Genomic DNA, 17,604 nt, shown 5'->3' with positions numbered 1-17,604 from the left:
CTTGCGGCGAAACACGGCAGCGCCGCCACGATGCGCCCGATCCTCTTCATAGACAAGCTGCCTGAGCAAGCTGAAATGACCTCATTCGACACCAGGACGACCTCGCTCGAAACAGCCGTCGTTCAATCCGCCGAACGCGCCCTCGACCATATCGGTCGCGCCCGCGCCGCGATCGGCGCCGTCATTTTTGGCCAGGACGAGGTCGTCGAACAGGCGCTGGTGACGATCCTCGCGGGCGGCCACGGTCTCCTCGTCGGCGTGCCCGGCCTCGCCAAGACCAAGCTTGTCGAGACGCTTGGCCGCGTGCTCGGCCTGGCGGAGCAGCGCGTGCAGTTCACGCCGGATCTGCTGCCCGCCGATATTCTCGGCTCCGAGGTGCTCGAAGAGGGCGCTGATCGCTCGCGTTCGTTCCGCTTCATCAGGGGGCCGGTCTTCACCCAGCTGCTGATGGCCGACGAGATCAACCGCGCCTCGCCGCGCACGCAGTCGGCGCTGCTGCAGGCGATGCAGGAGCACCATGTCAGCGTCGCCGGAAAGCGCCACGATCTACCGCGGCCTTTCCATGTCCTTGCGACACAAAACCCGCTGGAGCAGGAGGGCACCTATCCTCTGCCCGAGGCGCAGCTCGACCGCTTTCTGATGCAGATTGACGTGCATTATCCCGACCGCGCCAGCGAGCGGCGGGTGCTGCTGGAAACGACTGGCGAGACGATGGCCGAGGCGAGCCAGGCGCTCGACGCCGAAGAGCTGATGGCGACGCAAAGGCTCGTGCGCCGGCTTCCGATCGGCGAGAAGGTCGTCGACGCGATCCTCGATCTCGTTCGTTCAGCCCGTCCAGACGAGGGCGACGCGGAAATCGCGCCGCATGTCGCCTGGGGTCCGGGACCGCGCGCGGCGCAGGCGCTGATGTTGGCGACGCGCGCCCGCGCGCTCGTCACCGGCCGGCTTGCGCCTTCGATAGAAGATGTGGCGAAACTCGCCGCGCCGGTGTTGCGCCACCGCATGGCGCTCAATTTCGCCGCGCGCCGCGAGATGACCGTTTCGGACGTGGTTCAGACGCTTGTGGCGCGGATCGGGTGACGAGCCTTCGCTCGGCTCTTTCCTCTGACGGAGAAAGATGACGATGTTTGCTGACGTCGCCACGCGCGCCTACGATCCTGCACAGCGCAAGCCCGCAGATGGCGCGACGGCGGCCGATCTCGCGAGCCGGATGCCGAGGCTGGTGGCGCGCGCGCATGAGATCGCGGCGAGCCTCGCCTATGGCGTTCATGGCCGCAAGCGCGCGGGCGTCGGCGAGACGTTTTGGCAATATCGGCCATTTGCATCTGGCGAGTCGGCGCATCGCATCGACTGGCGCCGCTCCGCCCGCGGCGATCAGCTCTATGTGCGCGAGCGTGAATGGGAGGCCGCGCACGACTATTTCCTCTGGATGGATTGTTCTCCCTCCATGGCCTTCGGCTCGTCTCTCGCCTCCGACGACAAGCTGTCCCGCGGCGTGACCCTGGGGCTTGCGCTCGCGGACGTGCTCGTTCGCGGCGGCGAGCGGGCGGCGGCGCTGGGCCTGACCGCGCCGATCTCGGCGCGCGACGTGATCGACCGGCTGGCGCGCGCGCTGGCCGACAACGCAACGGACGCGACGCGCGACGAGCTTCCGCCGCAGGCGCCGATCCGCCCCCGCGCCCGCGTCATTCTGATCTCCGACTTCCTCATCGATCCGGACGCGCTTGCCGCGCGCCTGCGACGCTTCGCCGACGGCGGCGCCTCCGGCGCGGTGCTGATGGTGACCGATCCCAGCGAAGAAACTCTGCCGTTCTCCGGCGAAACCACTTTTCTCGACACCGACGGCGGCCCCGCCTTCTACGCAGGCGACGCGCGCAGCTTGCGCGCAGCCTATACGCGGCGGTTCGAGGCGCATCGCGACGCCGTGCGCCGCGCGGCGCAACGCGTCGGCTTCATCTTTCTGCAGCATCGCACCGACAGGCCAGCCTCCGAAGCGGCGCTGGCGCTCGCCATGGGATTGCTCGGAGCGGATGGAGTCAGCTTCGAGGAGCGACGCTGATGTTTTCCTTCGCCGCGCCGCTCGCGCTGTTTGGTCTCATCAGCCTGCCCATGATCTATTGGCTGTTGCGTGTCACGCCGCCGCGTCCGCGCGAGATCGTCTTTCCGCCGACGAAAATCCTGCGCGCGCTCAAGCCCGATGAAGAGACGCCGGCAAAAACCCCTTGGTGGCTGATGGCGCTACGGCTGGCGCTTGCCGCCGCGTTGATCTTTGCGATGGCGGGACCGGTCTGGGCGCCCAGCGGCGTCGTCGCGTCCGCCGCGCCGACGCTCGTCATCCTCGACGACGGCTGGACGGCGGCGCCGACATGGGAGCGACGCCTCGCTGGCGCCGCATCAATCATCGAGTCGGCGGCGCGCGCCGGCGGTCCGGTCGCAGTCGCGCTTGCGTCCGAAGCCGCGGCGCCGGTTCCAGGCGACGGGCCGCGCGCGATGGAAAAATTGCGTTCGGCGCGGCCCAAGCCATTTCTGCCGGACCGCAAGGCGATCGGCGAACAGGTCACGGCCTTCGCCCACGCCCATAACGCGGCGCGCATCGTGTGGGTCAGCGACGGCGTCGCGCAGGGCGACGCCGCAGGCTTCGTGCGCGCGCTGAAAGAGTCGGGCGCAGCCGCAGTCGAGATTTACGTCGAAAATCATGCGCCGCGCGCGCTCGCCGCGCCGACAAATGATGCGGCCGCGCTGAGCGTCGATGTGCTGCGCATCGGCGACGACGCGTCGGCGGTCGTCGACGCGGTCGACGCGAAAGGTCGGACGGTCGGCCGAGCCGCAGTGGATTTTGGCGGCGCGCCGCGCGTTCGGGCGAAAATCGAACTGCCGGTAGAACTTCGCAACGACGTCAGTCATCTGCGCATCGAAGGGGAAAATTCCGCCGGCGCCGTCGCGCTTCTCGACGCGCGCTCGAAAGTGAAGCGCGTGGCGCTGATCGGAGGCGGCGCCGCGAATGAGGCGCAGCCGCTGCTCTCGCCGCTCTACTATCTGGAAAAAGCGCTTGCGCCTTTCGCCCAAATCCGCACGGCGCGTCCCGGCGTTGTAGATCCGGTGCAGGCGCTGCTCGGCGAACAACCTAATATCCTGGGTCTTGCCGATGTCGGGCTCGCGCCTGGCGAGACATTTGACGCGGCGTCGCGCTTCGTCGAAGAAGGCGGGACGCTCATTCGTTTCGCAGGGCCGCATCTCGCCAACGCCGACGATGGTCTGCTGCCCGTGCGCCTGCGCCGGAACGGACGCGTGCTCGGCGGGGCCATGTCCTGGGAGGAGCCAAAGGCGCTCGCCGAGTTTGACGCCACGAGCCCTTTCTTTGGCCTGCCGGCTTCGAAAGACGTCACGGTGCAGCGGCAGGTGCTCGCCGAGCCCGATCCGGGACTTGCGGACAAGACCTGGGCGCGCCTTTCCGACGGCACGCCGCTCGTGACCGCGGAACGACGCGGGAAGGGGCTGATCGTGCTGTTTCACGTCAACGCCGACGCCAATTGGTCGAATCTGCCAATCTCGGGGCTCTTCGTTGAGATGCTGAAACGGATCAGCGCGATGGCTGGAGAGTCGGCGCCTGCGAGCGGCGAACGGTCGGGCATGGTCGCCGATCCGTCGGCTTTCGCGCCGATGCGCCTACTCGATGGATTTGGCGCGCTCGGCGCGCCGGGCCTCAGCGCGCAAAGCATTCCGCCGGGCTTCGACGGGCCTGCAAGCGCCGAACATCCGCCCGGGCTGTACGGCTCGGGGGAGGCTTTTGTCGCGGTGCAGACCTTGCGCCCGACTGACGAGATCAGCGCTTTCGATTTCGCCGCCGCCGGACTGAGCGCGGACGTGCTACGCGCGGGCGGGCAGCTCGATTTGCGCGGGCCGCTGCTCGTCTTCGCGCTCGCCGCCTTCATCGCCGACGCGCTGATCGTTCTGTCGCTTGCCGGAAAGTTGCGGCTGCGGCCGCTGGGGACCGCGACCGCGGCGCTTCTGGCGCTCTCTTGCGTAGCGGCGACGATTGATGAAACGCGCGCCGAGTCGGCGCCGAAATCGTCCGTCTCCCAGCGCGACAAGGACGCCGCGCTGACGGCCCGGCTCGCCTATGTGATCTCGGGCGACGCCCACGTCGACGAAATATCGCGGCTGGGCCTCGAGGCGCTCACCCAGGCGCTGAATGCGCGCACCTCTTTCGCACCTGGAGATCCGGTGGGCGTCGATCCGTCGAAGGACGAGCTCGCCTTCTATCCCATGCTCTACTGGCCGATTGTCGCGAGCGCGCCGCAGCCTGCGGCCAAGACGATGGCGAAAGTCGCCGCCTATATGAAGCAGGGCGGCACAATCATCTTCGACACGCGCGACGCGCTCTCGCAACGCATCGGCGGCGCGCCGACGCCGGAGTCGCAATGGCTGCGCGATCTGACGAAAGGCCTGGACATTCCGCCGCTGGAAGTGACGCCGCGCGATCACGTCATCACCAAGACCTTCTATTTGCTCGATGGATTCGTCGGCCGTTACGCCAATGGCGAGACCTGGGTCGAGGCGCTGCCGCCGGAGCCGAAAGATCAGGCCGCGCGTCCGGTGCGCGCGACGGACAGCGTCTCCGCGATCGTCATCACCTCGAACGACCTCGCGAGCGCCTGGGCGCATGACAAACGCGGCCAGCCGCTGTTTCCGTTGACGCCGGGCGGCGCGCGTCAGCGCGAATTCGCGCTCCGCGGCGGCATCAATCTGGTGATGTATACGCTGACCGGGAACTACAAGTCCGATCAGGTGCATGTGCGCGACTTGCTGGAAAGGCTGGGCCAGTGAGCGACCTCACGCTCGCCTTTTCGCCGCTCGTTCCCTGGTCGGCGCTGATCGTCCTCGGCGTGCTTGGCGCCGGCGCGCTGGCGCTGATGGCGGCCAAACGCCAGCGTGGCGCGCCGCTCCGGGCGTTCGCTTTCGCCTTGCTGATTGCGGCGCTCGCCGACCCGTCGCTCGTGCGCGAGAAACGCGATCCGCAAAAGAGCGTCATCGCGGTGGTTGTCGACAAGAGCGACAGCCAGAATTTCGGCGCGAGAAACGCGCAAACGGAAGAGGCGCGCAAGGCGCTCGACTCGGCGCTCGCCAAATTCGGCGACGTCGAGACGCGCACGATCACGGTCGCCAACGACGCTTCGGGCAATGACGGCACCAAGCTCTTCGGCGCGCTCGCCGAAGTATTGAAGGACGTTCCGTCGGAGCGCGTCGGCGGGGCTATTCTTCTGACCGACGGCGTCGTTCACGATATTCCCGCCAGGGCGGAGGCGCTCGGCTTCAAGGCGCCCGTCCAGGCGCTGGTGACTGGGCATAAGGGCGAGCGCGACCGCCGTATCGAGCTTGTCGAGGCGCCGCGCTTTGGCATCGTCGGCAAGGATCAGATCATCCGCGCCCGCGTCGTTGATCTTGGCGGCGATGGCGCCCGCATCCCGATTTCAGTGCGCCGCGACGGCGAAGCGCTGCCGACCTTCAGCCCCGTGCCGGGCGACATCGTCAGCATTCCGGTGCGCATCGAACATGGAGGACAAAATGTCGTCGAACTCGAAATTCCGTCCGCCCCCGGCGAGCTGACGCCGCTCGACAACAAAGCCGTGCTGACGATCGAAGGCGTGCGCGATCGGCTCAAAGTGCTGCTGGTGTCGGGCGAGCCTCATCCCGGCGAGCGAAGCTGGCGCAATCTCTTGCGCGCCGACGCCAATGTCGAACTGGTGCATTTCACCATTTTGCGGCCGCCGGAGAAGCTCGACGTCACGCCGGCGAGCGAATTGTCGCTGATCGCCTTTCCAACCGCCGATCTCTTCGGGAAGAAAATCAACGAATTCGATCTCATCATTTTCGATCGCTATTCGAGCCAGACGACGCTGCCCTCGATCTATTTCGAGAACATCGCCAATTACGTCGAGAATGGCGGCGCCTTTCTCGCGGCTGTCGGTCCGGATTACGCGACCTTGCGGGGCCTCTATTATTCGCCGCTTGAAAACATCCTGCCGGCGCGACCCGACGGCGCGCTCATTGAACAGGCGTTTCGCGCCCGCGTCAGCAAGGACGGCGAGAAGCATCCGGTGACGCGCGGCCTCGCCGGCGCCAAATCCGAGCCGCCGAATTGGGGCGAATGGTTCAGGCAGGTCGACGCCAATGTGGTGAAGGGCGACTCGATCATGTCCGGCGTGCGCGACAAGCCGCTGCTGGTGCTCTCGCGCGAAGGCAAGGGCAGGGTGGCGCTGCTGCTTTCCGACCAGATTTGGCTCTGGGCGCGCGGCTTTGAGGGCGGCGGCCCGCATGTCGATCTGACGCGCCGCCTTGCGCATTGGCTGATGAAGGAGCCGGATCTCGAAGAGGAGGCGCTGCGCGCGTCGGCACATGGCCGCGAGGTCAGCGTCGAGCGCCAGACGATGAAGGAGCGACCGGCGCCGGTGATGGCGACGGCGCCGTCGGGCGCGCGCGACGAGATCGCGGTCGCGCAAGGCGAGCCGGGACTGTGGCGCGCGCGTTTCGACGCCAAGGAAATGGGTCTGTGGCGCTTCCAGAGCGAAGGCCTCACCGCGCTTGTGAACGTCGGTCCGCCCAATCCGCGCGAGTTTCGCGAAGTGGCATCGACGACGGAGAAACTGCAGCCGCTGATGGAAGCGACCGGCGGCACGGCGCGGCGTTTATCGAACGGCGGCGCCGACACCGTTTCGATGCCGCGCGTCGTCGAGTTGCGCGACGCCAACCGTTATGGCGGCTCGGACTGGATCGGGATCAGACAGACCGGCGCCTCGACGCTCGTCGGCGTCGAAATCGCGCCGCTTGGTTTGGGTCTATGGGCGATGCTGGCGCTGGTCGGCGCGGTGGTCGCGGCCTGGGGCTGGGAGGGGCGGCGGTAAAACTGCTGCGTTTCAACACATGCAGGCTTACTGCAATGAAAGGCGTTCATCCCTCCCCTTGACGGGGAGGGTGGTTCGCGAAGCGAACCGGGTGGGGTGAACGTCTCAGCCATTTCAATTTACCCCCACCCGCTCGCCTTCGGCGAGCGACCTCCGCGCAAGGGGGAGGTAGGGCGCAGCTTCTCCTGCTAATCTCCCTCTTTCTCGGAGATTCGCCTTGCCCACCTACCGCTCAATCGGTCTCATGTCCGGCACGTCCATGGACGGCGTCGATGTCGCGTTGATCGAAACCGATGGCGACGCGACCGTCGTCTTCGGGCCGACGGGGCACTACCCCTATAGCGACGCCGACCGCGCGCTGCTGCGCAACGCGCTCGCCGAAGCCGCGACGCTCCAAGATCGAGACGCGCGGCCCGGCGTTCTCGCCTTCGCCGAGCGCATGGTGACCGACCGCCACGCCGAGGCGGTCGAGGCGTTGTTGCGGGATAATGAGATCGACCCGGCAAGCGTCAAGGTCGTCGGTTTTCATGGCCAGACGGTGCTGCACCGTCCCAAGCAAAAGCTCACGATCCAGATCGGCGACGGGCCGGCGCTCGCCGCGCGTCTCGGACTCGACGTCGCTTATGATTTCCGCGCCGCCGACATCGCCGCCGGCGGCGAGGGCGCGCCGATCGTGCCCGTGTTCCATCGCGCGCTTGTCCTCGCCGGCGGCATGAAGGGCGAAGTGGCGCTGCTCAATATCGGCGGCGTCGCCAACGTCACTTATGTCGCGGACGGCGAAGAGCCGATCGCCTGCGACACGGGGCCGGGCAATGCGCTCATCGACGATCTGATGCTTCAGCGCACCGGCGCGCCGATCGACCGGCACGGCCATATGGCGGCGCGCGGCCGCGTCAATGAAGCGACGCTGCTCAAGATGCTGGCGCATCCGTTCTTCGATCAGCCGCCGCCGAAATCTCTCGACCGCAACGCCTTCGCGCTCGATGCGGTCGCCAAGCTCTCGACCGAGGACGCCGCCGCGACGCTGACCGCCTTTACGGCGTCTTCGGTGCTGCGGCTTTTTCCGCATCTGCCGACCCAGCCGCAACTGCTGATCGTCTGCGGCGGCGGCGCGCGCAACCCGATCCTGGTGCGCGAACTCGTCATGCGGCTGCCGTGCAAGGTGACGACCGCCGACGCGGTCGGATGGTCGGCGGATTCGATGGAGGCTCAGGCCTTCGCCTATCTCGCCGCGCGCGTGCTGGAAGGACTGCCGCTCACCTTCCCGACGACGACTGGCGCGCCCGACGCCATGGCCGGCGGCATGCTGGCGCGAGCAACCGCGTAAGCGTCATAAATCGCAGTGTCATTCCGGGAAGGCCTGGATTCCCGATCGCGCTACGCGCGTCGGGAATGACAATGAAGCGTCAGTCGCCCCGCGCGGGAATGGCGATCCTCGGCGGATTGCCAAGACGCCTGTCGAGATAGGCGTCGACATGCGCGATCAGCGGCTCGATCCTGTTCTCGAAGAAATGGTTCGCGCCCTCGACCACGGCATGTTCGATGAGAATGCCCTTTTGCGTCTTGAGCTTCTCGATCAGCCCGGTCACTTCCTTGAGCGGCGCGACGCGGTCCTGGTCGCCGTGAATGAAGAGGCCCGAGGAGGGGCAGGGCGCCAGGAAGGAGAAGTCGAAACGATTTGCAGGCGGCGCGATCGAGATAAACCCCTCGATCTCGGGACGGCGCATCAGCAGCTGCATGCCGATCCAGGAGCCGAAAGAGACGCCGGCGATCCAGCAGGCGCGCGCTTCCGGATTGACCGCCTGCGCCCAGTCGAGCGCGGCCGCCGCGTCGGAAAGCTCGCCCGAGCCGTGGTCGAAGGCGCCCTGCGAACGGCCGACGCCGCGGAAATTGAAGCGCAGCACGGAAAAACCACGCTCCGCAAAGGCGTAGTAAAGGTGATAAACGATCTGATTGTTCATCGTGCCGCCGAACTGCGGATGCGGATGCAGAATGATCGCGATCGGCGCGCCGCGCGTGGCGGACTGATGGAACCGGCCCTCGAGCCTGCCGGCCGGACCGGTGAAAATAACCTCGGGCATTCGGAATCCCTTGCGAAACTGGCAGGCGCGCCTTCTACCACGCGGGCTGGTGTAAAATGCAAGGAAATTCTGCGAGGGGCGCGCTACACCTTCGATACAGCATAGCTAGCCGCTGAGAGGAACGTTCGATTCAAGCCACCGCGCCCGGCGGACCAGGAAGAAGGGCCAGATCGACTTTCGTTCCTTGCCCTTTTCCGGTGAGCCCCGCATCGTGCATTGCGGAGATTTTCATGAACGATAGCTCCAATGCTAGTTCAAAATTCGAGACCCGAGAGCAGCTTGAGGCGTGGTTCATGTTGCAGCCTCGGGAGGTTGCGACAGTTATCGCTTCGCGCGCCGCGTTGCGCACAATTTGGGCGAATTTAGGCAAAGCAGTTCAGCCAAGAGACATCGACTCTCAGGTAGCTGGTCGCTTTCGAGCGGCCGCCTTGGCAAGGGGCGCTACGATAAATTTCCATGCGGTAAGCGCATTTACGTCGGACATAGTAAATGGATCGATATTCGTAGACACTGTTGCGGCCTACACGGCTTATACAGCATCTTCTCAAACAAAAGACGCACTGGCTTCTTCGGCAAGCGGAGCCACCTATGGCGCCTATGCAATTTACGCACTCGAATATGATTACGCTTACGGATCAGACGTCTGGGACAACACGATTGCTGATCTAAAGGTCATTGAAAACGGAGGGTCTGCAAAAAGTTTACTTCGGGCGCCGCTCTGGCCTACGAAATTTCCCAGGTGGGCTAGCGACAGCTGGAAACGACTAAAGCAAAGATTGTCTGCAGAAGCGCACTGGGACGTTTGGATAAATTGGTATGAAGACCGTATCTCTGGCCGCTTAGACGTTGCGGAGTATGAGCTAGCCTTCGCGAGCGTTCCTAGCGAAATTTGGAACCAAGGCCCGGCGGTTGCGAACCGCTGGATCAAGGAGCACCTCCCGAAGGGAGACGCAGCTGAATGGACGTCGGCTCTCTCGACAATGCTGGATGCCCCGATTGGTCAACGGTGGATTGAAGAACAAGGGTTACTGGCCATTGACGCTAAAGGCGTCGACAGTGATTTCGCGGCAGCAGAAGAAGTCCCCACCAAGAATCTACATGCGCTCGTCCGACAAAAGGCGCAGGCCTTTGCAGCTCGGTGTAGTGACTTCGATGATCGTTATGGGTGGGAAGGTTTCGAATCAGCCGCCATGCGCTTCTGCGTTGAGGTCGATCGAGATATCTCTGAGATTCCTTCGCGTATCGTATTTGTTTACGACGCTTGCGCCGTGTTGGGCGGCTTTCTCGATCAGGATAACCGACTGCGTGAACAGCGTAATAGCAACATCGCACCGCTGGATGCTGATATTCGGCGTGAGTTCTTCGATCTAATCCGGACCGCCGCACCCTGGGTGCGTTCATTCCCAACCGCGCGCGAGCTAGATGATCAAGCGGGAGCATACCTCGCGCGCAGAGAACTGTTCGAACCCGCTACGACAATCATCAACTCCGCTGGCGAAAAGGGTATTATCTCAGAGCAGGATCGTGCGCTCATATCCGCCCTAATCAAGACGCTGGAACAGGAAGGATACCTTAGCGGTAAGGCGCATGCACGTGGTCTTTTAGCGACGAAAGGGATGGTGCTTAAAGCTTTTACGTTGGTGGCGGCTTTCTATTCGGGGGCGGTCTCCTCGGATTTCGCCACAAGGTCGGTGTTAGTTCAAAAGATTGGGACCGTAATGGCGGCGCGCGAGGAGCAAGTGATTAAGCTGCTTGAAGACGCGCCGCACGATATTCGCCTCGCAATAAAAGCGGCCCTCGAAGAGTTGAAGCGTAATCCGCCGGGGTCGGCGAAGCATTGAGTCTTATGCTAGCTATTTTTCCGACCCAAGGAATTCGCGGTCACAGCCGTCCATAGTCTCGACGGGATTGAATAACGGGGGCGACTTGCCGGGCGAAGACACCGATGGCGAATTGGCGCGACGGGCGGCCGCCGGCGAGGCTGCCGCCTTCGCCGCGCTGGCCGAGCGCCATTACGACCGCGTCTATGCGCTCGCCTGGCGCTGGTGCGGCGCGCGCGCCGAGGCGCAGGACATCGCTCAGGACGCAATGGTGAAGATGGCGACGGGGATGAGCGCCTTTCGCAATGACTGCGCCTTTACGACCTGGGCCTATCGCATCGCCTATACGACCGCGGTCGACCACATCCGGGCGCGGCGCAAAATTGTGGCGCTCGAACCAGCGCGAATGTCGGCGCTTGTGGACGGCGCCGACGGCGACACCCCAGAGGACGAAATCATGGGGCAGGACCTTTGGCGCGTGGTGCGCGCCCTGCCGGATCAGCAACGCGACGCCGTGCTGCTCGTCTATGCGCAAGACCTGTCGCATGGCGAGGCGGCGGCGCTGATGGGTTGTTCGGAGAAGACCGTGTCGTGGCATCTGCATGAGGCGCGAAAACGTCTGAAGAACCAGTTGGAGCCCGCGCGATGATCGAACCGGATCTTACGCGCCTTAAAGACGCGCCCGTCCCGCCGCCCGAGGGCGAGGCGAAGCGCGCAGCGCTCGCGGCGGCGATGGCCGCTTTTGAAAAAAGCGCAGCCGAGGCCCAAGGATCGGCCGCGCCGCAACGTCTCAGTTACGCATCCTCTCCATCGGAAGGGAAAAGAAAGATGCGTCAGACGTTCTATTTCAATCGCGCGCTCGCGGCCTCGATCGCCGCGCTGATGATCGGCGCGCCCGCCGCCTTTATGCTTTCGCGCAACTATGCGCCGGGCGGCGGGAGCATATCCAGTCCTCCAATCGGCCGCGCCGCGCCGCCGACCGAGGTCGCCGTAGCGCCGCGCATGGAGGCGCCGGCGGCAGTTCAGCCAGCGCCTGCGCCCTCGGCGCCACGAGAAGAGAGAGCGAAGACGGCGGGCGCGCTTGGCGGCCGAGCCGATGGTGTCGCTGCGCCGCCTCCGCGCCTCGCCGGTTCGGTTCGAGACGGCGCCGCGCAGCGGCTGTCGCGCTCGATTCAGCCCGCGAAACCGGTCGCCGCGATGAACGCAGAAGGCGTCCGGCCGCCGATGTCGGTTGATACGAATGTCGCGCCTGAGAGCGAATTTCGCGACAGGTTCGAGTCAAAGGAGACGAACCCCGTCAAGTCAGCGGCGACGGAGCCCGTTTCCACCTTCTCGATCGACGTCGACACCGCCTCCTACGCCTTCGCGCGCCGCGCGCTTAACGCCGGGCGCCTGCCGCCGAAAGATTCGGTGCGGGTCGAGGAGTTCGTCAATTACTTCCCTTACGACTATCCGAAGCCCGAGAGCGCGCAGACGCCATTCAAGCCGACGATCACGGTGACGCCGAGCCCGTGGAGCGCCGGCAATCGCCTCGTGCATGTGGCGATACAGGGCTATGCGCTGCAAAGCGCCGAGCGCCCGCGCGCCAATCTCGTGTTTTTGATCGACGTGTCGGGCTCCATGTCGCCGCAGGATCGGCTGCCGCTCGTCAAGAACGCGCTGCGGATGCTGGTCGACGAGTTGAAGCCTGAAGACACGGTCGCGGTCGTCACCTACGCGTCTGGCTCCGGCGTCGCGCTGGAGCCGACGAAGATTGCCGACAAGGCCAAAATTCTCGCGGCGATCGACGCGCTCGGCGCGGGCGACTCGACCGCCGGCGCGCAAGGCATTCAGGACGCCTACCGCCTGGCCGAAAGCAATTTTGATAAGACGGCGGTCAATCGCGTGATCCTCGCCACCGACGGCGATTTCAATGTCGGCGTCACCGATCAGAGCGAATTGAAAGGGCTGATCGAACGGAAGCGCGAGAAGGGCGTTTTCCTGTCGATACTCGGCGTCGGCCAGGGCAATTACAATGACGCGCTGATGCAGGCGCTTGCGCAGAACGGCAATGGCGCGGCGGTCTATGTCGACACTCTCAACGAAGCGCGCAAAGCGCTCGTCGATGAAGCGTCGTCGACGCTCTTTCCTATCGCCAAGGACGTCAAAATCCAGGTGGAGTGGAATCCCGCCCGCGTCTCCGAATATCGCCTGATCGGTTATGAAACCCGCGCGCTGCGCCGCGAGGATTTCAACAACGACAAGGTGGACGCAGGCGATGTCGGCTCCGGTCACCGCGTCACCGCGATCTACGAGATCACGCCAGTCGACGCTGAAAAGAAGCTCGTTGACGATCTGCGTTACGGCAAGAAGACGCCGGCGCCGGTCGCGGCGCAGGCGCGTGCGGAAAGCGAGCTCGGCTTCCTCAAGCTGCGCTACAAGCTGCCGAAGGAGGAGGCCTCACGGCTCATCACGCAGCCGATCGCCGAATCGCCAAGCGTTGAAAGCATCGCGCACGCGCCGCAGGACGTGCGTTTCTCCATCGCCGTGGCGGCCTTCGCCCAGTTGCTGAAAGGCGCGCCCTATCTCGGCGAATATGGCTATGACGATGTGATCGCGCTCGCGCAGGGCGCCAAGGGCGACGATCCATTCGGCTACCGCGCGGAGTTCGTTAATCTTGCGCGGCTGGCCAAATCGGCGCGGCCGTAAGGGCGCGCAACCTTTTCGTGAGGAGCGGCGCAGGCGCGTGAACGCGCCTGCGCCGCCGCGCTCTGCTATAATGCGGCAACCGAAATCGAGGCCCATGTCCGCCCGCGTCTATATCGACCACAATGCGACATCGCCGCTGCGCCCGCAGGCGCGGACGGCGATGCTCGATGCGCTGGAGACGCTCGGCAATCCTTCCTCCGTCCATGCCGAGGGGAGGGCGGCGAAGGCGCTGCTCGAAGACGCGCGCGCCGCGGTCGCGCAAGCGATCGGCGCGCCGCGGCGCAGCGTCGTCTTCACCAGCGGCGCGACAGAGGCGGCGAATCTCGCGCTTACGCCGGCGCTTCGCCGAGAGGGCGACGAAGCGCCCATCCACGTCCTGCTGATCGGCGCTGGCGAGCATCACTGCGTCCTGCAGGGCCATCGCTTTCCGCCCGACGCAGTTGAAACCCTTCCTTTGACTCCGGAAGGCGTCATTTCGCTCGACGCGCTGGAAGAGGCGCTGGCGCGGCGCTCCGGCGGCCGCCTGATGCTCGCGCTGCAGGCCGTCAACAATGAAACCGGCGTCATCCAGCCCGTCGCAGAGGCGGCCGCGCTGATCCATGCGGCGAAAGGCGTCCTTGTCTGCGACGCCGTGCAATCCGTCGGGCGACTGAAGACGACATTCGCGACGACTGGCGCGGATATAATGTTCTTTTCCTCACATAAGCTGGGCGGGCCCATGGGCGTCGGCGCGCTCGCCTTTCGTGACGAGAGCCTGCATCTGGAGGCGCCGGCGCTTCGCGGCGGCGGCCAGGAGTTCGGACGCCGCGCGGGGACGGAGAATGTCGCCGGAATCGCCGGCTTTGCAGCGGCGCTGAATTCGGCGACCGCAGATTTGGCAGGAGAGGCGTCCCGACTCGCAGATTTGCGCGACGCGCTGGAGCGGCAAGTCTTGAAAGTCGCGCCCGACGCCCGATTCTACGGTTCAAGGGCGCCGCGCGCGCCAAACGCCAGCGCTTTCTCACTTCCCGGCCTCGCCCCACGCACAATGTTGATGGCGCTTGACCTTGAGAATGTCGCGCTTTCAGCAGGCTCAGCCTGTTCTTCAGGCAAAATGACGGAATCGCACGTGCTTGCGGCGATGGGCGCGGCGGAAAGGGAGGCGCTGAGGGCCAGTTTCGGTTGGTCTTCGACGCAAGAGGATGTAGAACAGTTCGGAAAGGTTCTTGCACGTGTCGTGGATCGCATGAGGTCCCGGCATTTCGCCGCCTAGTCGACGCCTAAGAGGGCGCCTACGCTCAGGCGGCGGCGGAACGATCGGCCGACGGGCCTTGAACCCGTCGTGACGAGGAGAAAGACAGATGGCGGCTCGTCAGGAGACCGTTGCGCGCGTCGAGTCCATCGACGTCGACGCCTATAAGTACGGGTTTTCGACCGATATCGAATCGGATAAGGCCCCCAAAGGGCTGAATGAAGACATCGTTCGTTTCATCTCAGCCAAGAAGGGCGAGCCGGAGTGGCTCACCGATTGGCGCCTCGAGGCCTACCGGCGCTGGCTGACGATGCCTGAGCCGCGCTGGGCGCGTGTTCACTATCCCCGCATCGACTTCCAGGACCTTTATTATTACTCGGCGCCGAAATCGACGCCGGGTCCGAAGTCGCTCGAAGACGTCGATCCCGAGTTGCTGCGCACTTACGAGAAGCTCGGCATTCCGCTGCGCGAGCAAGAGATTCTCGCCGGCGTCGAGACCCGCCGCGTGGCCGTCGACGCGGTTTTCGACAGCGTGTCCGTCGCGACGACCTTCAAGGCGGAACTGGCCAAAGCCGGCGTCATCTTCTGTCCGATTTCCGAGGCGGTGCACACGCACCCGGAGCTGGTTCGAAAATATCTCGGCTCTGTCGTGCCGGTGACCGACAATTTCTACGCGACGCTGAACAGCGCGGTCTTCTCCGACGGCTCCTTCGTCTATGTGCCGAAGGGCGTGCGCTGCCCGATGGAGCTTTCGACCTACTTCCGCATCAATGAGCAGAATACGGGACAGTTCGAGCGCACGCTGATCATCGCCGACGAAGGCTCCTATGTGAGCTACCTCGAAGGCTGCACGGCGCCCAAGCGCGACGAAAACCAGCTTCATGCGGCGGTTGTGGAACTCGTCGCGCTCGACGACGCCGAGATCAAATATTCGACGGTGCAGAATTGGTATCCCGGCGACAGCGAGGGCAGGGGCGGAATTTACAATTTCGTCACCAAGCGCGGCGATTGCCGCGGCCGCAACTCGCATATCTCCTGGACGCAGGTCGAGACGGGCTCGGCGATCACCTGGAAATATCCCTCATGCATCCTGCGCGGCGACGGCTCGCAAGGCGAGTTCTACTCGATCGCGGTGTCGAACGGCTATCAGCAGGTCGACAGCGGCACAAAGATGCTGCATCTCGGCAAGAACACCAAAAGCCGCATCATCTCCAAGGGCATCTCGGCCGGACGTTCGCAGAACACTTATCGGGGCCAGGTTTCCGCACATCGTAAGGCGGACGGCGCGCGCAATTTTACGCAGTGCGACAGTCTGCTGATCGGGCCCAACTGCGGGGCGCATACGGTTCCCTATATCGAGTCGAAGAATCCGAGCGCGCAGTTCGAGCATGAAGCGACGACGTCGAAGATTTCGGAGGACCAGCTGTTCTACGCCATGCAGCGCGGGCTTTCGGCGGAAGAGGCGACGGCGCTGATCGTCAATGGCTTCGTGCGCGACGTGCTGCAGCAGCTTCCGATGGAGTTCGCCGTCGAGGCGCAGAAGTTGATCTCGATTTCGCTCGAAGGGAGCGTGGGGTGATGCGCACGTTGAATGTTTCTCTCCCGGAGGAGCTTGAATCGGAGCTTGCTGCGGCAGTCGCTTGCGGCGAGTTCGAGTCGGAGAATGACGCTATTCGCGCCGCTGTCGCGCAATGGCGCACCGAGCGGCTTGTCGAGAGGACAGACGTCGAGGAATTACGCCGGCTTTGGCGTGAAGGCGTCGAAAGCGGCTCCGGGCGTTTCGGCGAGATCGATGAAATCAAAGCCGAGGCGCGCCGTCGTCATTCACAGAGCTAATTCTCCATGCGCATCGTTCGCACGGCGCGCGCTGAAGAGGACTTAATCGAGATCTGGTCTTATATCGCAAAAGAGAATGAGACCGCGGCGGATCGGACGTTGGATGCGCTGGAAAGGAAAACGAGATTGTTGGGCTTACATCCGCACATCGGACGAGAGCAACCGGACATCGGGAAAGGCGTGAGAAGCGCGATAAGCGGCGCCTATCTCATCCTGTACCAGTTGCTCGGAGACCGCGTGGAAGTGGTTCGCTATGTGCATATTAGGCGACGGCTCGAGGGACTGAATTGATGCTCGAAATCAAGGATCTTCATGTCTCCGTCGGCGAGCGGGAAATCCTCAAAGGCCTGACGCTCAGCGTTAAGGCCGGAGAAGTCGCGGCGATCATGGGGCCGAACGGGACGGGCAAATCGACGCTCTCCTACGTCATCGCCGGGCGCGAAGGCTATGAGGCGACGACAGGCGACGTGCGGCTCAACGGAGAGAACATTCTCGACCTTGATCCAGCGGAACGCGCCGCCAAGGGCGTCTTTCTCGCCTTTCAGTATCCCGTCGAAATTCCCGGCGTCGCGACGATGACCTTTTTGAAGGCCGCGCTCAACGCGCAGCGGCGCGCCCGCGGCGAGCCGGAATTGCAGACGCCGGAGTTCATGAAGCGCGTCAAGGAGGCCGCGGCGTCGCTCGGCATCGCGCAGGACATGCTGCGCCGGCCGCTCAACGCCGGATTCTCCGGCGGCGAGAAGAAACGGATGGAAATCCTGCAGATGGCGCTCCTGCAGCCGCGTCTCGCGATCCTCGATGAGACGGATTCGGGACTCGACATCGATGCGCTGCGCGTCGTCGCGGACGGCGTCAACGCGCTCCGCTCGCCCGAGCGCGCCTTCATCGTCATTACCCATTATCAGCGCCTGCTCGAATATATCAGGCCAGATTCGGTGCATGTGATGGCGCAGGGGCGCATCATGCGGTCGGGCGGTCCGGAACTTGCTCTGGAGCTGGAAGAGCGCGGCTATCAGGATTACATCGCGCAAGAGGCGGCATAAGCG

At 64.4% G+C, this 17,604-nt stretch carries 14 protein-coding genes; 13 read left to right on the top strand and 1 reads right to left on the bottom strand.

The window, feature by feature from the left end; all coding sequences use genetic code 11:
• Nucleotides 1-75 precede the first annotated feature (75 nt).
• From IYX23_RS11210 to IYX23_RS11190, 5 genes are all read left to right on the top strand, one after another.
• Complete coding sequence (locus IYX23_RS11210) at nt 76-1,080, top strand: MoxR family ATPase (protein ID WP_196392805.1); 1,005 nt, start codon at nt 76-78, stop codon at nt 1,078-1,080.
• 43 nt (nt 1,081-1,123) lie between these two features.
• The gene (locus IYX23_RS11205; RefSeq protein WP_196392883.1) at nt 1,124-2,059 is read left to right on the top strand and encodes a DUF58 domain-containing protein; all 936 of its coding nucleotides are present in this window, start codon (nt 1,124-1,126) and stop codon (nt 2,057-2,059) included.
• Nucleotides 2,059-4,827, top strand: a complete 2,769-nt coding sequence (locus IYX23_RS11200; RefSeq protein ID WP_196392806.1) for a DUF4159 domain-containing protein — start codon at nt 2,059-2,061, stop codon at nt 4,825-4,827. Before IYX23_RS11205 ends, IYX23_RS11200 begins: the two co-directional genes overlap by 1 nt.
• Nucleotides 4,824-6,902: a hypothetical protein gene (locus tag IYX23_RS11195; RefSeq protein ID WP_196392807.1), complete on the top strand. Its 2,079-nt coding sequence runs from the start codon at nt 4,824-4,826 to the stop codon at nt 6,900-6,902. Before IYX23_RS11200 ends, IYX23_RS11195 begins: the two co-directional genes overlap by 4 nt.
• Before the next feature lie 217 nt (nt 6,903-7,119).
• Entirely contained in the window at nt 7,120-8,229 is a 1,110-nt protein-coding gene (locus IYX23_RS11190) for an anhydro-N-acetylmuramic acid kinase (RefSeq protein WP_196392808.1), read from the top strand.
• Nucleotides 8,230-8,308: 79 nt separating this feature from the next.
• Here the strand turns inward: IYX23_RS11190 and IYX23_RS11185 are convergent, their stop codons facing one another.
• Nucleotides 8,309-8,983, bottom strand: coding sequence for an alpha/beta hydrolase (locus tag IYX23_RS11185; protein WP_014889742.1), 675 nt, complete (start codon nt 8,981-8,983; stop codon nt 8,309-8,311).
• Nucleotides 8,984-9,213: 230 nt separating this feature from the next.
• Here IYX23_RS11185 and IYX23_RS11180 point away from each other — a divergent pair, with 230 nt between their 5' ends.
• The 8 genes from IYX23_RS11180 (at nt 9,214) to sufC (ending at nt 17,601) form a co-directional block, all read left to right on the top strand.
• Nucleotides 9,214-10,824 carry a hypothetical protein gene (locus tag IYX23_RS11180; RefSeq protein WP_196392809.1) on the top strand — a complete coding sequence of 537 codons (1,611 nt, stop codon included), beginning with the start codon at nt 9,214-9,216 and terminating at the stop codon, nt 10,822-10,824.
• Between the two features lie 85 nt (nt 10,825-10,909).
• Complete coding sequence (locus IYX23_RS11175) at nt 10,910-11,452, top strand: RNA polymerase sigma factor (protein ID WP_196392810.1); 543 nt, start codon at nt 10,910-10,912, stop codon at nt 11,450-11,452.
• On the top strand, nt 11,449-13,491 hold the full coding sequence (locus IYX23_RS11170; RefSeq protein WP_196392811.1) for a VWA domain-containing protein: 2,043 nt from the start codon (nt 11,449-11,451) through the stop codon (nt 13,489-13,491). Before IYX23_RS11175 ends, IYX23_RS11170 begins: the two co-directional genes overlap by 4 nt.
• Nucleotides 13,492-13,585: 94 nt before the next feature.
• Nucleotides 13,586-14,743 carry a cysteine desulfurase family protein gene (locus IYX23_RS11165; RefSeq protein ID WP_196392812.1) on the top strand — a complete coding sequence of 386 codons (1,158 nt, stop codon included), beginning with the start codon at nt 13,586-13,588 and terminating at the stop codon, nt 14,741-14,743.
• Between the two features lie 88 nt (nt 14,744-14,831).
• The gene (gene sufB / locus IYX23_RS11160; protein ID WP_196392813.1) at nt 14,832-16,301 is read left to right on the top strand and encodes a Fe-S cluster assembly protein SufB; all 1,470 of its coding nucleotides are present in this window, start codon (nt 14,832-14,834) and stop codon (nt 16,299-16,301) included.
• Nucleotides 16,301-16,558, top strand: coding sequence for a type II toxin-antitoxin system ParD family antitoxin (locus tag IYX23_RS11155; protein ID WP_196392884.1), 258 nt, complete (start codon nt 16,301-16,303; stop codon nt 16,556-16,558). The genes sufB and IYX23_RS11155 overlap by 1 nt, the downstream gene beginning before the upstream one ends.
• 6 nt (nt 16,559-16,564) lie before the next feature.
• Nucleotides 16,565-16,849 (top strand): type II toxin-antitoxin system RelE/ParE family toxin, encoded by a 285-nt coding sequence (locus IYX23_RS11150; RefSeq protein ID WP_196392814.1) that lies wholly within the window; start codon nt 16,565-16,567, stop codon nt 16,847-16,849.
• Nucleotides 16,849-17,601, top strand: a complete 753-nt coding sequence (gene sufC / locus IYX23_RS11145) for a Fe-S cluster assembly ATPase SufC (protein ID WP_196392815.1) — start codon at nt 16,849-16,851, stop codon at nt 17,599-17,601. The genes IYX23_RS11150 and sufC overlap by 1 nt, the downstream gene beginning before the upstream one ends.
• Nucleotides 17,602-17,604: the final 3 nt, after the last annotated feature.

Source organism: Methylocystis sp. L43, from assembly GCF_015709525.1.
Lineage (GTDB): Bacteria > Pseudomonadota > Alphaproteobacteria > Rhizobiales > Beijerinckiaceae > Methylocystis.
Note: the sequence above shows the minus strand (reverse complement) of the source record. Positions and strands in the feature narration are given on the sequence as shown.

Excerpts from the sequence above, each read along its gene's own strand:
- sufB (WP_196392813.1), top strand. The coding sequence starts at position 14,832 with ATGGCGGCTCGTCAGGAGACCGTTGCGCGCGTCGAGTCCATCGACGTC.
- IYX23_RS11155 (WP_196392884.1), top strand. The coding sequence starts at position 16,301 with ATGCGCACGTTGAATGTTTCTCTCCCGGAGGAGCTTGAATCGGAGCTT.
- sufC (WP_196392815.1), top strand. The coding sequence starts at position 16,849 with ATGCTCGAAATCAAGGATCTTCATGTCTCCGTCGGCGAGCGGGAAATC.
- IYX23_RS11180 (WP_196392809.1), top strand. The coding sequence starts at position 9,214 with ATGAACGATAGCTCCAATGCTAGTTCAAAATTCGAGACCCGAGAGCAG.
- IYX23_RS11185 (WP_014889742.1), bottom strand. The coding sequence starts at position 8,983 with ATGCCCGAGGTTATTTTCACCGGTCCGGCCGGCAGGCTCGAGGGCCGG.
- IYX23_RS11170 (WP_196392811.1), top strand. The coding sequence starts at position 11,449 with ATGATCGAACCGGATCTTACGCGCCTTAAAGACGCGCCCGTCCCGCCG.
- IYX23_RS11210 (WP_196392805.1), top strand. The coding sequence starts at position 76 with ATGACCTCATTCGACACCAGGACGACCTCGCTCGAAACAGCCGTCGTT.
- IYX23_RS11150 (WP_196392814.1), top strand. The coding sequence starts at position 16,565 with ATGCGCATCGTTCGCACGGCGCGCGCTGAAGAGGACTTAATCGAGATC.
- IYX23_RS11165 (WP_196392812.1), top strand. The coding sequence starts at position 13,586 with ATGTCCGCCCGCGTCTATATCGACCACAATGCGACATCGCCGCTGCGC.
- IYX23_RS11200 (WP_196392806.1), top strand. The coding sequence starts at position 2,059 with ATGTTTTCCTTCGCCGCGCCGCTCGCGCTGTTTGGTCTCATCAGCCTG.
- IYX23_RS11205 (WP_196392883.1), top strand. The coding sequence starts at position 1,124 with ATGTTTGCTGACGTCGCCACGCGCGCCTACGATCCTGCACAGCGCAAG.